The organism is Oceaniovalibus guishaninsula JLT2003 (assembly GCF_000299575.1).
Taxonomy (GTDB): Bacteria; Pseudomonadota; Alphaproteobacteria; order Rhodobacterales; family Rhodobacteraceae; genus Palleronia; species Palleronia guishaninsula.
Window position 1 is genome coordinate 17,612 of sequence record NZ_AMGO01000054.1, and the last position, 12,213, is coordinate 29,824.

14 protein-coding genes are annotated in these 12,213 nt (G+C 66.1%); 11 read left to right on the forward strand and 3 right to left on the reverse strand.

Annotation, left to right across the window (positions count from 1 at the left end; translation table 11 throughout):
• Positions 1-31 precede the first annotated feature (31 nt).
• The 11 genes from rplQ to OCGS_RS12525 all read left to right on the forward strand — a co-directional run bounded on the left by rplQ (position 32) and on the right by OCGS_RS12525 (position 10,081).
• Positions 32-451: a 50S ribosomal protein L17 gene (gene rplQ, locus OCGS_RS12475; RefSeq protein ID WP_007427611.1), complete on the forward strand. Its 420-nt coding sequence runs from the start codon at positions 32-34 to the stop codon at positions 449-451.
• Between the two features lie 132 nt (positions 452-583).
• On the forward strand, positions 584-1,195 hold the full coding sequence (locus tag OCGS_RS12480) for an autoinducer binding domain-containing protein (protein ID WP_007427612.1): 612 nt from the start codon (positions 584-586) through the stop codon (positions 1,193-1,195).
• Between the two features lie 97 nt (positions 1,196-1,292).
• Entirely contained in the window at positions 1,293-1,883 is a 591-nt protein-coding gene (locus OCGS_RS12485; protein WP_007427613.1) for an acyl-homoserine-lactone synthase, read from the forward strand.
• Between the two features lie 76 nt (positions 1,884-1,959).
• Positions 1,960-3,282, forward strand: a complete 1,323-nt coding sequence (locus OCGS_RS12490) for a replication-associated recombination protein A (protein WP_007427614.1) — start codon at positions 1,960-1,962, stop codon at positions 3,280-3,282.
• Between the two features lie 31 nt (positions 3,283-3,313).
• Complete coding sequence (gene crcB / locus OCGS_RS12495; RefSeq protein WP_007427615.1) at positions 3,314-3,691, forward strand: fluoride efflux transporter CrcB; 378 nt, start codon at positions 3,314-3,316, stop codon at positions 3,689-3,691.
• Positions 3,688-4,740 carry an RluA family pseudouridine synthase gene (locus OCGS_RS12500; RefSeq protein WP_007427616.1) on the forward strand — a complete coding sequence of 351 codons (1,053 nt, stop codon included), beginning with the start codon at positions 3,688-3,690 and terminating at the stop codon, positions 4,738-4,740. Before crcB ends, OCGS_RS12500 begins: the two co-directional genes overlap by 4 nt.
• A complete protein-coding gene (locus OCGS_RS12505) occupies positions 4,737-5,444 on the forward strand; it encodes an ATP12 family chaperone protein (protein ID WP_007427617.1) in 708 nt (235 codons plus the stop codon). The genes OCGS_RS12500 and OCGS_RS12505 overlap by 4 nt, the downstream gene beginning before the upstream one ends.
• 195 nt (positions 5,445-5,639) lie before the next feature.
• On the forward strand, positions 5,640-6,659 hold the full coding sequence (locus OCGS_RS12510; protein WP_040611018.1) for an amino acid ABC transporter substrate-binding protein: 1,020 nt from the start codon (positions 5,640-5,642) through the stop codon (positions 6,657-6,659).
• Positions 6,660-6,770: 111 nt separating this feature from the next.
• A complete protein-coding gene (locus tag OCGS_RS12515) occupies positions 6,771-7,982 on the forward strand; it encodes an amino acid ABC transporter permease (RefSeq protein WP_007427619.1) in 1,212 nt (403 codons plus the stop codon).
• A gap of 1 nt (position 7,983) precedes the next feature.
• Positions 7,984-9,279, forward strand: a complete 1,296-nt coding sequence (locus OCGS_RS12520) for an amino acid ABC transporter permease (RefSeq protein WP_007427620.1) — start codon at positions 7,984-7,986, stop codon at positions 9,277-9,279.
• A gap of 13 nt (positions 9,280-9,292) precedes the next feature.
• Positions 9,293-10,081: an amino acid ABC transporter ATP-binding protein gene (locus tag OCGS_RS12525; RefSeq protein WP_007427621.1), complete on the forward strand. Its 789-nt coding sequence runs from the start codon at positions 9,293-9,295 to the stop codon at positions 10,079-10,081.
• 3 nt (positions 10,082-10,084) lie between these two features.
• Here OCGS_RS12525 and OCGS_RS12530 read toward each other — a convergent pair whose 3' ends face one another.
• Genes OCGS_RS12530 through yihA form a run of 3 tightly spaced genes read right to left on the reverse strand, consistent with a single transcriptional unit; the run spans position 10,085 to position 12,162 of the window.
• On the reverse strand, positions 10,085-10,588 hold the full coding sequence (locus OCGS_RS12530; RefSeq protein WP_007427622.1) for a SixA phosphatase family protein: 504 nt from the start codon (positions 10,586-10,588) through the stop codon (positions 10,085-10,087).
• Positions 10,585-11,460 (reverse strand): acetylglutamate kinase, encoded by an 876-nt coding sequence (argB, locus tag OCGS_RS12535; RefSeq protein WP_007427623.1) that lies wholly within the window; start codon positions 11,458-11,460, stop codon positions 10,585-10,587. Before argB ends, OCGS_RS12530 begins: the two co-directional genes overlap by 4 nt.
• Before the next feature lie 57 nt (positions 11,461-11,517).
• Positions 11,518-12,162 (reverse strand): ribosome biogenesis GTP-binding protein YihA/YsxC, encoded by a 645-nt coding sequence (yihA, locus tag OCGS_RS12540; RefSeq protein ID WP_007427624.1) that lies wholly within the window; start codon positions 12,160-12,162, stop codon positions 11,518-11,520.
• Between the last annotated feature and the right edge of the window lie 51 nt (positions 12,163-12,213).

Below are 12,213 nucleotides of genomic sequence, written 5' to 3' on the forward strand. Positions count from 1 at the left end.
CCGGACAAAGCACAAAAGAAGGACTGTGAAAATGCGTCATGCCCGTGGCTATCGCCGCCTCAACCGCACCCACGAACACCGCAAGGCCATGTTCGCCAACATGGCCGGATCGCTGATCGAACACGAGCAGATCAAGACCACGCTGCCCAAGGCGAAAGAGCTCAAGCGGATCATCGACAAGATCATAACCCTCGGAAAACGCGGCGATCTTCACGCCCGTCGCCAGGCCGCCGCGCGTCTCAAGCAGGACATCCACGTGGCCAAGCTGTTCGAGGTTCTGGGCCCCCGCTATGCCGAACGCCAGGGCGGCTATGTCCGTGTCCTGAAGGCCGGTTTCCGCTATGGCGACATGGCTCCGATGGCCATTGTCGAACTGGTCGACCGCGACCGCGACGCCAAGGGCGCCGCCGACCGCGCCCGTCTGGAACAGGAAGAATCCTACGCCGAATAGGCCACAATCTGCGAATATCCGCCCTTTTTCGGCGGATATTCGCACGGTTCCGCCAGCGTGCGCCGGATGCCGTAGCGTCATAAACCATTATGGGTTGTTGAACTAATTCGGCCGTTCCGCGCAAATTGCGCCATGTTGGATCGCGAACAATTCGACCGTGAATTGGACCGTCTCGGCGACCTCGCCGAAGCCGGTTATTTCCTCGCGCTGCACATCCGCTTCACGACGCCGGTGCTGCTTTACCAAACCTACAATCGGGACTGGTCCGACCACTACGCGGCCAACGGCTATGTGCTGCGCGACCCCATGACCGCGTGGTCGTTCACCAAGACCGGAACGACCCGCTGGTCCGACAGCCGCATCCCCGATCCGTTCGGCATCTTCGACGAGGCGCGCCGCTTTGGCTTGCGCTATGGCGCGACAGTCTCGCTTGGTCCCATCATGTCGCGGACCGTGGCCAGCCTGGCGCGGTCGGACCGCGAATTCACCGATGCCGAGATGAAGGCCATGTCCGCCGTTGTGGCCGCCCTGCACGATCTGGCCGAACCCACGGCGCGGCTGACCAAGGCGCAGATCGAGGCGCTGAAAATCGTGGCCGACGGCAATCGCCATGCCGCCGCCGCGGACATGCTGGGGATCTCCGAAAGCGCGCTGAAGCTGCGTCTTGCCGGGGCCCGTGAAAGGCTGAGCGCGCGCACCACGGCCGAGGCTATCCAGCGCGCCAAGGACTATAATCTGCTTTGAATTAGCGACGTTTTGTTAAGGAGTCTCGCGTATCGCTCGCCTGTAGATAGATTCAATTGCGGGGATTCTCCCTGCTTGCAATCATCGGAGGCACATCATGCTCACCACGACTCTTTCCTTCGCCAATCTTCACAATCACGGCGAACTGTTCGCAAACATGCTGCGCGCGCGGCATCAGCTTTTCATCGAGCACAATCATTGGGATTTGCCCCATGCGATGGGAATGGAATACGACCAGTACGACACCCCCGCCAGCCGCTGGGTGGTCGTTCACGACGAGGACGGCAAGGTTCTTGCCGGCAACCGGTTGACGCCCACGACGGCAAGCTGCGGAATCTACAGCTACATGATCCGCGACGCGCAGCGCGGCCTTCTGGCCACCATCCCCGAGGATCTGCTGTATGACGAGGCGCCGGTCGCCCCCGATGTCTGGGAAAGCTCGCGGCTTTTCGTGTCCCACGACGTTCCCGCCAACCGCAGGCGCAGCGTCCATGCCTGGCTGGTCAAGGAACTGGCCAATTCCGCGCGGGGTCTGGGTGCCACGTCCTGCCTGACGCTGCTCAACGCGAACTGGCCGCGATGGGCGGGCCGGGTCGGCGTGGACATGACCGCCATGGGTCCAGTCATGGAAATCGAGGGCGTCAACAATCAGGTCGTCGCCATGCGTTTCGGCGAAACCCGGCACTAGGCGCTCCGTTCCCCGGCGGCTGAGGGCGCCGTCGAATTGCCTTCTTTTTCATTCTGAAGGCAATATATAGCAGGTCATGCCTGACCTTTTCGACACGGCGCCCTCCCAGCCGGAAACGAGCGCGCCGCGGCCGCTTGCCGACCGGCTGCGGCCCTCTCGCCTGGCCGACGTCATCGGCCAGGCGCATCTGCTGGGACCGGACGGCGCGCTTCGCACGATGCTTGACGCGCGGGCGCTGTCGTCGCTGGTCTTCTGGGGGCCGCCGGGGGTCGGCAAGACCACCATCGCGCGGCTTCTGGCGGACGAGACCGATCTGCATTTCGTCCAGATCAGCGCGATCTTCACCGGTATTCCCGACCTGCGCCGGGTCTTCGACGCCGCGCGGCTGCGGCATGCGAACGGTCGGGGCACGCTGCTTTTCGTGGACGAGATTCATCGCTTCAACAAGGCGCAGCAGGACGGCTTTCTGCCTTATATGGAGGATGGGACGATCCTGCTGGTCGGCGCGACCACCGAAAACCCCAGTTTCGAACTGAACGCCGCGCTTCTAAGCCGCGCGCAGGTGCTGGTGCTGCACCGCCTCGGCCCCGACGAGATGGAGCTTCTGGCCCGCCGTGCCGAATCCCTGTTGGGCGCTGCCTTGCCGCTGCAACCCGCTGCCCGGTCGGCGCTGCTGGAAATGGCCGATGGCGACGGGCGGACGCTGTTGAACCTGATCGAACAGATCGCCGTCTGGAAGCCGTCGGGCACCCTCGACATCGCCACGCTGTCGCAGCGGCTGTCGCGGCGGGCGGCGCAATACGACAAGACCGGCGATGCGCATTACAATTTGATTTCGGCGCTGCACAAATCCGTTCGCGGCTCCGATCCCGATGCCGCCCTTTACTGGCTGTCGCGCATGCTGGAAGGGGGCGAGGATCCGCGCTATATCGCGCGCCGCGTCACGCGCATGGCGGTCGAAGATATCGGCCTGGCCGATCCGCAGGCGCAGCGGTTCTGTCTTGATGCGTGGGAAACCTTCGAACGTCTGGGATCCCCCGAGGGCGAGCTGGCGCTGGCGCAGGCGGTCATCTATCTGGCGCTCGCGCCCAAATCGAATGCCGGCTATGCCGCCTTCAAGGCATCCCGCGCCGCCGCGCGCAAGAATGGCAGCGCGATGCCGCCCAAGCATATCCTGAACGCACCGACGGGCATGATGAAGGATCAGGGATATGGCGAGGGCTATATCTACGATCACGACGCCGCCGATGCGTTTTCCGGTCAGAACTATTTCCCCGACACGATGAAGCGCGGGGTCTATTACCTGCCGCACGATCGCGGACATGAACGCGAATTGAAAAAGCGGCTGGACTGGTTCGCGGCGCAGCGGGTCAAGCGCGAAAAGGCGCGCGGCGATTGACACCGGCAGGGCAGGGCGACAAGAGGCGCGCATGACGAACACGGTTCTTCAGGTGGCGCTGGGCGGGGCGCTGGGGTCGGTCCTGCGCCTGCTGGTCGGAACGGCATGGCTGCGCGCGGCGGGACCGCTGCCGTTGCCGGCCGCGACGCTGACCGTGAACGTGGTCGGGTCCGCCGCGATGGGCGCCTTCGTCGTGCTGGCCGCCCAACGCGACCTGATGTTTCTGTCGCCCTTCGTGATGACGGGATTGCTGGGCGGGTTCACGACATTCTCGGCATTCTCGCTGGAAAGCGTCGGCCTGCTGGAACGCGGCGAGGCGGGACTGGCCGCGCTTTATATCGGCTTGTCGGTGGCGCTATCGCTGACGGGGCTGTGGCTAGGCATGATCGTGGCGCGGGCGGTCGCATGAGCAATGTGCAAACCCTGACCGTCGGCCCGGACGAGGGGGATCAAAGGCTCGACCGCTGGTTCCGCGCCCGTTTTCCGCAGATCCCGCAGGGCCGCATCGAAAAGATGTGCCGCAAGGGCGAGATCCGCGTCGATGGCGGCCGTGTCAAGGCGTCGAGCCGCGTCGCCGAGGGCCAGCAGGTGCGCATTCCGCCCTTGCCGCAGACGCCCGCGCCGCAGGTGCATCGCAGCGCCGCCTTCGTCAGCGATGCCGACGCGGCGATGATGCGGGCCGCGGTGATCTACCGCGACGACCATCTGATCGCGCTGAACAAGCCCCCCGGACTGGCCAGCCAAGGCGGCAGCAAGCAGACGCGGCACGTGGACAACCTTGCCGAAGCGCTGCGCTTCGGGCTGGAGGACAAGCCCCGCCTCGTCCATCGGCTGGACCGCGATACGTCGGGCATTCTGCTGCTGGCGCGCACACGCATCGCCGCCAAGGGGCTGACCGAGACGCTGCGCCACCGCGCGACGCGCAAGATCTATTGGGCCGCGCTGGCCGGGGTGCCGTCGCCGCGGATGGGGTCGGTGAAATACGGTCTGGTCAAGGCGCCCGGACGCGGTGCCGGGGGCGAGGGCGAAAAGATGCTGTGCATCCATCCCGACGCCGTGACGGCGACGGACGGTGCCAAGCGCGCGCATACCGACTACGCCGTCCTGTCGGCGCTGGGCGGACGGATGTCCTGGGTGGCGCTGGTTCCGGTGACGGGCCGGACGCACCAGTTGCGCGCGCATATGGCCGAACTCGGGCATCCCGTGATCGGCGACGGCAAATACGGCGGGTCGGGGCAGGAAAACGCCGGCGACGGCTGGGGCGCGCAGTTGGGTGGCGAGCTGAGCCGCAAGCTGCATCTGCATGCCCGGTCGCTGGCGTTCCGGCACCCCGTCACCGGGGCCGACCTGACCCTGACAGCGCCCTTGCCCGACCACATGGCGCGGACTTGGGCCGACCTCGAATGGCGCGCCGCCGACGTGCCCACCGATCCGTTCGACCCCGAGGAATGGCCATGACCGAATGGGCGCCCAAGCGGTTCTGGACCGCCGCCCGCATCGTGCGGACCGAGGATGGGCATGCCGTCTTCCTCGACGATCGCCCGCTTCGCACGCCGGCCGGTGCGCCATTGGCGCTGCCTGCCGACACCCTGGCCCGTATGGTGGCCGAGGAATGGGACGCACAGACGGAACGCGTCGATCCGCTGACGATGCCAGCCACGCGCAGCGCCAATTCGGCCATCGACAAGGTGACGCCGCAGCGCGCCGCCGTCGTCGCCGCGTTGCTGGAATATGGCGCGACCGATCTTTTATGCTATCGCGCCGACGGGCCGCCGACGCTGGTGGCGCGGCAGGCCGCGGCGTGGGATCCGCTGCTGGACTGGGCGGCGGCGACCTTCGGCGCGCGGCTTCGGACGACGGTGGGCGTCATGCCCGTGGCGCAGGACGCGGCCGACATCGCCCGCCTGTCCCCGCCGGTCGAGGCGATGGATCCCTTCGCGCTGGCCGGCTTTTACGATCTGGTCAGCCTGACCGGCTCGCTCGTGCTGGCGCTTGCCGTATCCGCCCGCCATCTGGACCCCGAAACCGCCTGGGACGCCTCGCGTATCGACGAGACGTGGCAGTCCGAACAATGGGGCGTCGATGACGAGGCCGCTCGTCAGGTGGCGATCCGGCGGCAGGCCTTCATGGATGCGGCCCGCTTCCATTACGCAGCGTCGTGACGATGCTTTGCCCCGATTGTCCCAGGCCGGACAAGGCGTTCGATCACGGACGCTGATGTTCGCCTTGACGGCGGCAGATGAATCCCGGCAGACTTTTCCGCGTTCGGGGCATTGCCCCGTCCCGATGTTCACCGGGCCGACAGGCCCGCAACAAGACCGCCCGATGAACGGACGGTCGCTCAGGAAGAGGTGAAGATGACGAAAACTGTAGTTCTCGGCGCGCTGGCCGGTGTCGGTCTGCTGGCCGGTGCCGCGGGTGCCGCCACGCTCGACGATGTCAAGCAGCGCGGCACGCTGAATTGCGGCGTGGTGACGGGGCTGCCCGGCTTCGGCGCGCCGAACGCCAACGGCGAATGGGAAGGCTTCGACGTGTCGATGTGCCGCGCGGTCGCCGCGGCGGTGCTGGGCGATCCGACGGCGGTGCAGTTCGTGCCGACCACTGGCAAGACCCGCTTCACCGCGCTTGCGTCGGGCGAAATTGACATGCTGGCGCGCAACACGACCTGGACGTTCAGCCGCGATACCGACCTCAAGTTCGACTTCATCGGGGTCAACTATTACGACGGTCAGGGTTTTCTGGTGCCCAAGGCGCTGGGCGTGACCTCGGCCAAGGATCTGGACGGCGCGACCGTCTGCATCCAGACCGGCACCACGACCGAGCTGAACCTCGCGGATTTCTTCCGCAAGAACAACATCAGCTATGAACCCGTCCCGGTGGAAACGCAGGCCGAAGGCCAGCAGCAATATCTGGCCGGCGCCTGCGACACCTATACCACCGACGCGTCGGGCCTTGCCGCCACCCGCGCGACGTTCGAGAATCCGGGCGATCATGTCATCCTGCCCGAGATCATCTCGAAAGAACCGCTGGCCCCGCTGGTGCGCCACGGCGACAACGACTGGGCCGACATCGTGCGCTGGACGCTCAACGCCCTGATCGCCGCCGAGGAAATGGGCATCACCAGCGCCAACGTGACCGAACTGGCCGCGTCCGCCGGCGACAACCCCGAGATGAACCGCCTTCTGGGCAACGAAGGCAATCTGGGCGAGATGATCGGCCTGTCGAACGATTGGGCCGTCAAGGCCATCGGCGCGGGCGGCAATTACGGCGAGATCTTCGAAAAGACCATCGGCGAGAATACCCCGATCGGTCTGGCGCGCGGCCTGAACGCCCAGTGGACGGATGGCGGCCTGCTCTACTCGCCGCCCTTCCGCTAGGCCCGACACGGCGGGGGGCGCGAACCACGCGCCCCCGGCATTCAAGACCAGAGCGGCGATCCGGCCCCCGCTGGCCGGACCCAAGCCGCCGGCATCGCAGGGATGACATCTATGGCGATCCACACTGACCCGCCGGCCAGCGGTTTCCGGCCGTCCATGCTGATCAACGACACGCGCTATCGCGGGCTGACCTTCCAGTTCATCGCGCTGGTGCTGCTGATCTTCGCGATCGCCTATCTCGTCAGCAACCTGTTCGGCAACCTTGCGGCGGCGGGGCTGAACATCAGCTATGACTTTCTGGGCGAATCGGCCGGTTACGACATCAACCAGCGCCTGATCCCCTATGACAGCCAGTCCACCCATCTGCGCGCCGCGATGGTGGGGCTTCTCAACACGCTGCTGGTCGCGTTTCTGGCCTGCATCACCGCGACGCTGCTGGGCGTGATCGCGGGCATCCTGCGCTTGTCGAAGAACTGGCTCGTCTCCCGCCTGATGAGCATCTACGTCGAGGCGTTCCGCAACGTGCCGGTGTTGATCTGGATCCTCATCATCGGCACGATGGTCCAGCAGCTTCCGCAGCCCAACGCCTTCCGGGGCGAAAACGCCTCGGCCTCGATGCTGTTCGATGCGGTCGCGCTGACCAATCGCGGCATCTACATTCCCGGCCCGGTCTTCGGCGCGGGATGGACGATCCTGCTGGTGGTGGCTCTGCTGTCGGTCGCGGGGGTCGTGGCCTATCGCCGCTTCGCGCTGAAACGGCTTTACGATACGGGCCGTATCCTGCCGCTGGTCTGGCCGTCGCTGCTGATCCTGCTGGTGCCGTCGGTGTTGGCCTTCTTCATCCTGGGCAGACCCGTCACGCTGGATTATCCGGTGTTGCGCGGCTTCAATTTTGGCGGCGGCGTGCAGATCGGGGTGCCGCTGATCGCGCTGTGGCTGGCGCTGTCGGTCTATACCGGCGCCTTCATCGCCGAGAATGTGCGCGCCGGCATTCTGGCGGTCAATCGCGGCCAGACCGAGGCGGCGGCGTCCTTGGGCCTGCGTCCGCGCCGCATCATGAACCTGGTGATCCTGCCGCAGGCCCTGCGCGTCATCATCCCGCCACTGATCTCGCAATACCTCAACATCACCAAGAACAGCAGCCTCGCCATCGCGGTGGGCTATGCCGACATCACCGCGACGCTGGGCGGCATCACCCTGAACCAGACCGGCCGCGCGATCGAGACGGTGCTGCTGCTGATGCTGTTCTACCTGATCATCAGCCTGGCGATTTCGGCGGTGATGAACCTCTACAATTCCTCCGTCGCCCTGAAGGAGCGGTAAGATGAGCGACACGCACGCCCAATCCGTTCCCTTCGTCCGCGAAAGCTTCATCCCCGAGGCGCCGCCGCCCGAGACCGACACGGGCGTCGTGGCGTGGCTGCGCAAGAACCTTTTTTCGACCTGGGCCTATGCGCTGCTGACCATCGCGGCGCTCTATGTGATCTATGTCATCCTGGCGGGCGTGCTGCCGTGGCTTCTAAACGGCGTCTGGAACGCCGACAGCATTCAGCAATGCCGCGAGATCCTTGCGGGGGAACGCGGCGGCTGCTTCGCGGTTCTGACCGAACGGTGGAACCAGCTTCTGTTCGGGTTCTCCTACCCGACCGAAGCTTACTGGCGTCCGACCCTGGCCTTCGCGCTGCTGTTCGTCGCCGCGGCCCCCGTCCTGTTCACGTCGGTCCCCCGCATCCTGCTGGTCGCCACGCTGCTTTATCCCTTCGCCGCCTACTGGCTGCTCTGGGGCGGCACGATCCTGGCGCCGCTGGTCGGGCTATTGGGCGTCATCGGCGGCTATCTGGTCTACCGGCGGCTGATCGACCGCAGCTTCGCCTATGGCCTGCTGGGCGGCATCGTCGCGGCGGCGGCGATTATGTGGCTGGGCGGGTTCGTCGTGGCCGACCAGCCGCGCTTCCTGTCGCTGCTGCCGGTCCAGTCGCGCGACATGGGCGGCTTCATGCTGAACATGCTGCTGGGGGTGATCTGCGTGTCGCTGTCGCTGCCCATCGGCATCCTGCTGGCGCTGGGGCGGCAATCGTCGCTGCCGATCATCAAGTGGATCTGCGTCGTCTTCATCGAGTTCGTGCGCGGTGTGCCACTGATCACGCTGCTGTTCGTGGCGAATGTGGTGCTGGCCTATTTCCTGCCGCCCGGCACCACGTTCGACCTGATCCTGCGCGTCATCATCATGATTACGATGTTCGCCAGCGCCTATATCGCTGAGGTGATCCGCGGCGGTCTGGCGGCGCTGCCCCGCGGTCAGTACGAGGCGGCCGACAGCCTCGGGCTGGACTATGCGCAGGCGATGCGGCTGGTGATCCTGCCGCAGGCGCTGAAAATCTCGATCCCCGGCATCGTCAATGTCGCGGTCGGGCTGTTCAAGGACACGACGCTGGTGTCGATCATCTCGATGTTCGATCTGGTCGGCATGATCCGCGGTCCCATCCTCGCCTCGACCGATTGGGGCGGGGTCTATTGGGAATTGTTCGGCTTCGCCGCGCTGCTGTTCTTCGTCGTCTGCTACGGCATCTCGCAATATTCGCAATGGCTGGAACGCAGGCTTGCCACCGATCACCGCTGAAAGGGGTTCCGACATGACCATGACCGACGACGCCGCCACGGCCCGGAACCGCCTCAGCGTTTCCGACGAGATCGCGATCGAGATCGTCAACATGAACAAGTGGTACGGCACGTTCCACGTCCTGCGCGACATCGACCTGACGGTGATGCGCGGCGAACGCATCGTCATCTGCGGCCCTTCCGGTTCGGGCAAATCGACGCTGATCCGCTGCATCAACGCGCTGGAGGAACATCAGAAGGGCCGCATCACCGTCGACGGCACGGTCCTGTCGTCCGACCTGAAGAATATCGACCGCATCCGGTCCGAGGTCGGCATGTGCTTTCAGCACTTCAACCTGTTCCCGCATCTGACGATCCTCGAAAACTGCACCCTCGCCCCGATCTGGGTCCGCAAGACGCCCAAGCGCGAGGCCGAGGAGACGGCGATGCACTTCCTGACCAAGGTCAAGATCCCCGAACAGGCCGACAAGTATCCCGGTCAGCTTTCGGGCGGTCAGCAGCAGCGCGTCGCCATCGCCCGCAGCCTGTGCATGAAACCGCGGATCATGCTGTTCGACGAACCGACCAGCGCCCTCGACCCCGAGATGATCAAGGAAGTCCTCGACACGATGATCGAGCTGGCCGAGGAGGGCATGACGATGATCTGCGTCACGCATGAAATGGGCTTCGCCCGTCAGGTCGCCAACCGCGTCATCTTCATGGATCAGGGCCAGATCGTCGAACAGAACGAACCCGAGGAATTCTTCCGCAATCCCCAATCCGACCGGACCAAGCTGTTTCTCAGCCAGATCCTCGGGCATTAGGCGTCACTCCAGTTCCCGCGGGACGACGAAGCCGGCCAGCCGGCCGGTCTGCGGCGCGGCGTCCTTCCAGGCGTCGATGTCGAACTCGATCACCGTCGTCGCTCCGGTGGGATAGGGACCGAACCCGGCATGTCCGGGCCGTTCCGCCAGCAGCCGCGCCGCGAAGGCCGCGATGCCCGGATTATGCGCCACGATGATCACGCAACGCCCCTCGACCCGCGCCAGCGTGTCCAGCATCGTCGGCGGCGCGGCCAGATAAAGCCGGTCCAGCAACGTTGCGGCGGGCGCATCCGTCAGCGCCCCAGCGATCCCGTCCCAGGTCTCGATCGCGCGCACCGCCGTCGAGATCAGCGCGGTATCGGGGCGGTGGCCGTTGCGGTCCAGCCATCGGCCGATCCGCGGGGCGGCCTCGCGGCCCCGCGCGTTCAGCGGGCGGTCATGATCGCCCAGCATCGGATCGTCCCAGCCCGACTTGGCGTGCCGCGTCAAGATCAGGCGCAGCGTCATCGCGGCGTCCTGATCAGCGTTCCCGCCCCGTGATCGGTGTAAAGCTCCAGCAAACAGGCGTGCGGCGCGCGGCCGTCCAGGATCACCACCGCCCGCACGCCGCCGTCGATGGCGTCCAGTGCCGTCTCGGTCTTGGGGATCATGCCGCCCGAAATAATGCCGTCGCGGGTCATCCGGCGGATTTCGTCCGGCGTCAGCTCGCCCCTAACCTCGCCATCGTCGCCCTTGACGCCAGCCACATCCGTCAGCAGCAGCAGCCGGTCCGCCCGCAGCGCCGCCGCCAGCGCGCCCGCCGCCGTGTCGCCGTTGACGTTATAGGTTTCGCCCCGCCGGCCGGTGCCGATCGGCGCAACCACCGGGATCGTTCTGGTGCCTTGCAGGTTGCGCAGGAAGTCCACGTTGCATTCGACCGGCGTGCCGACGAACCCCAGGGCGGGGTCGGTCTGTTCGCAGATCATCAGCCGCGCGTCCTTGCCCGACACGCCGACAGCCCGGCCGCCCTGCGCGTTGATGGCCTGCACGATCCGCTTGCCGACGAGGCCCGAAAGCACCATCTCGACCACCTCGATGGTCGCGCCGTCGGTCACGCGCTTGCCGCCCACGAATTCGGACTCGACGCCCAGTTTCCGCAGCATCGCGTTGATCATCGGCCCGCCGCCATGAACGACCACCGGGTTGACGCCGACATGGCTCATCAGCACGACATCGCGCGCGAAGCTGGCCATCGCCGCATCGCTGCCCATGGCGTGACCGCCCAGCTTGATGACGACGGTCGCCCCGGCATAGCGCTGGAACAGCGGCAGCGCCTGGCTGAGCGTGCGCGCGGTCGATAGCCAGTCTTCGGCGCTTGGCGGCTGGTCGTCGTCTGTCATGGCGTTGTCCCTGTTGCCCGGCCAGTGGTAAGGCCGTCGCCGCGCCCTCTCAAGGGGTCACTCCAGCGTCGCGATCAGCCCGCGCAGCGTGTCGATGCCCTGTCCCGTCTCGGACGATGTCAGCACGATCTCGGGAAAGGCGGCGGGATGGCGGGCCAGCGCGGCGCGGGTCACGTCCAGCGCGCGCCGCAGATCGTCCCCGCGCGGCTTGTCGATCTTGGTCATCACCGCCTGGAACGTCACCGCCGACCGGTCGAGCAGCGCCATGATCTCCTCGTCCACCGCCTTGGCGCCGTGCCGCGCGTCGATCAGCAGGAACGCCCGCCGCAGGGTCGAGCGGCCCGACAGATAATCCTTCATCAGCCGCTGCCAGGTCTGCACCACCTTCACCGGCGCATTGGCGAACCCGTAACCGGGCAGGTCCACCAGATAGATGTCCCCGGCGGTGAAGAAATTGACCTCTTGCGTGCGGCCGGGGGTGTTGGACGCGCGCGCCAGCCCCCTGCGGCCCGTCAGCGCGTTGATGAGGCTGGATTTGCCGACATTCGACCGTCCGGCAAAACAGACCTCGGCCCGGTCGGCGGGCGGCAGGCCGGACATGGCGACCACGCCTTTCAGGAACTCTGTCTGCCCGGCGAACAGCAGCCGGCCCGCCTCGCGCGCGTCCGCTTCGATCTCGGCTTCGGGGAAGGGCAGGGGCATGGGCGTCCGGTCCGGGCAGGGCGGGCGGCACCGGCGATTGCCGTCCCGACC

Excerpts from the sequence above, each read along its gene's own strand:
- rplQ (WP_007427611.1), top strand. The coding sequence starts at position 32 with ATGCGTCATGCCCGTGGCTATCGCCGCCTCAACCGCACCCACGAACAC.
- OCGS_RS12480 (WP_007427612.1), top strand. The coding sequence starts at position 584 with ATGTTGGATCGCGAACAATTCGACCGTGAATTGGACCGTCTCGGCGAC.
- OCGS_RS12485 (WP_007427613.1), top strand. The coding sequence starts at position 1,293 with ATGCTCACCACGACTCTTTCCTTCGCCAATCTTCACAATCACGGCGAA.
- OCGS_RS12490 (WP_007427614.1), top strand. The coding sequence starts at position 1,960 with ATGCCTGACCTTTTCGACACGGCGCCCTCCCAGCCGGAAACGAGCGCG.
- crcB (WP_007427615.1), top strand. The coding sequence starts at position 3,314 with ATGACGAACACGGTTCTTCAGGTGGCGCTGGGCGGGGCGCTGGGGTCG.
- OCGS_RS12500 (WP_007427616.1), top strand. The coding sequence starts at position 3,688 with ATGAGCAATGTGCAAACCCTGACCGTCGGCCCGGACGAGGGGGATCAA.
- OCGS_RS12505 (WP_007427617.1), top strand. The coding sequence starts at position 4,737 with ATGACCGAATGGGCGCCCAAGCGGTTCTGGACCGCCGCCCGCATCGTG.
- OCGS_RS12510 (WP_040611018.1), top strand. The coding sequence starts at position 5,640 with ATGACGAAAACTGTAGTTCTCGGCGCGCTGGCCGGTGTCGGTCTGCTG.
- OCGS_RS12515 (WP_007427619.1), top strand. The coding sequence starts at position 6,771 with ATGGCGATCCACACTGACCCGCCGGCCAGCGGTTTCCGGCCGTCCATG.
- OCGS_RS12520 (WP_007427620.1), top strand. The coding sequence starts at position 7,984 with ATGAGCGACACGCACGCCCAATCCGTTCCCTTCGTCCGCGAAAGCTTC.
- OCGS_RS12525 (WP_007427621.1), top strand. The coding sequence starts at position 9,293 with ATGACCATGACCGACGACGCCGCCACGGCCCGGAACCGCCTCAGCGTT.
- OCGS_RS12530 (WP_007427622.1), bottom strand. The coding sequence starts at position 10,588 with ATGACGCTGCGCCTGATCTTGACGCGGCACGCCAAGTCGGGCTGGGAC.
- argB (WP_007427623.1), bottom strand. The coding sequence starts at position 11,460 with ATGACAGACGACGACCAGCCGCCAAGCGCCGAAGACTGGCTATCGACC.
- yihA (WP_007427624.1), bottom strand. The coding sequence starts at position 12,162 with ATGCCCCTGCCCTTCCCCGAAGCCGAGATCGAAGCGGACGCGCGCGAG.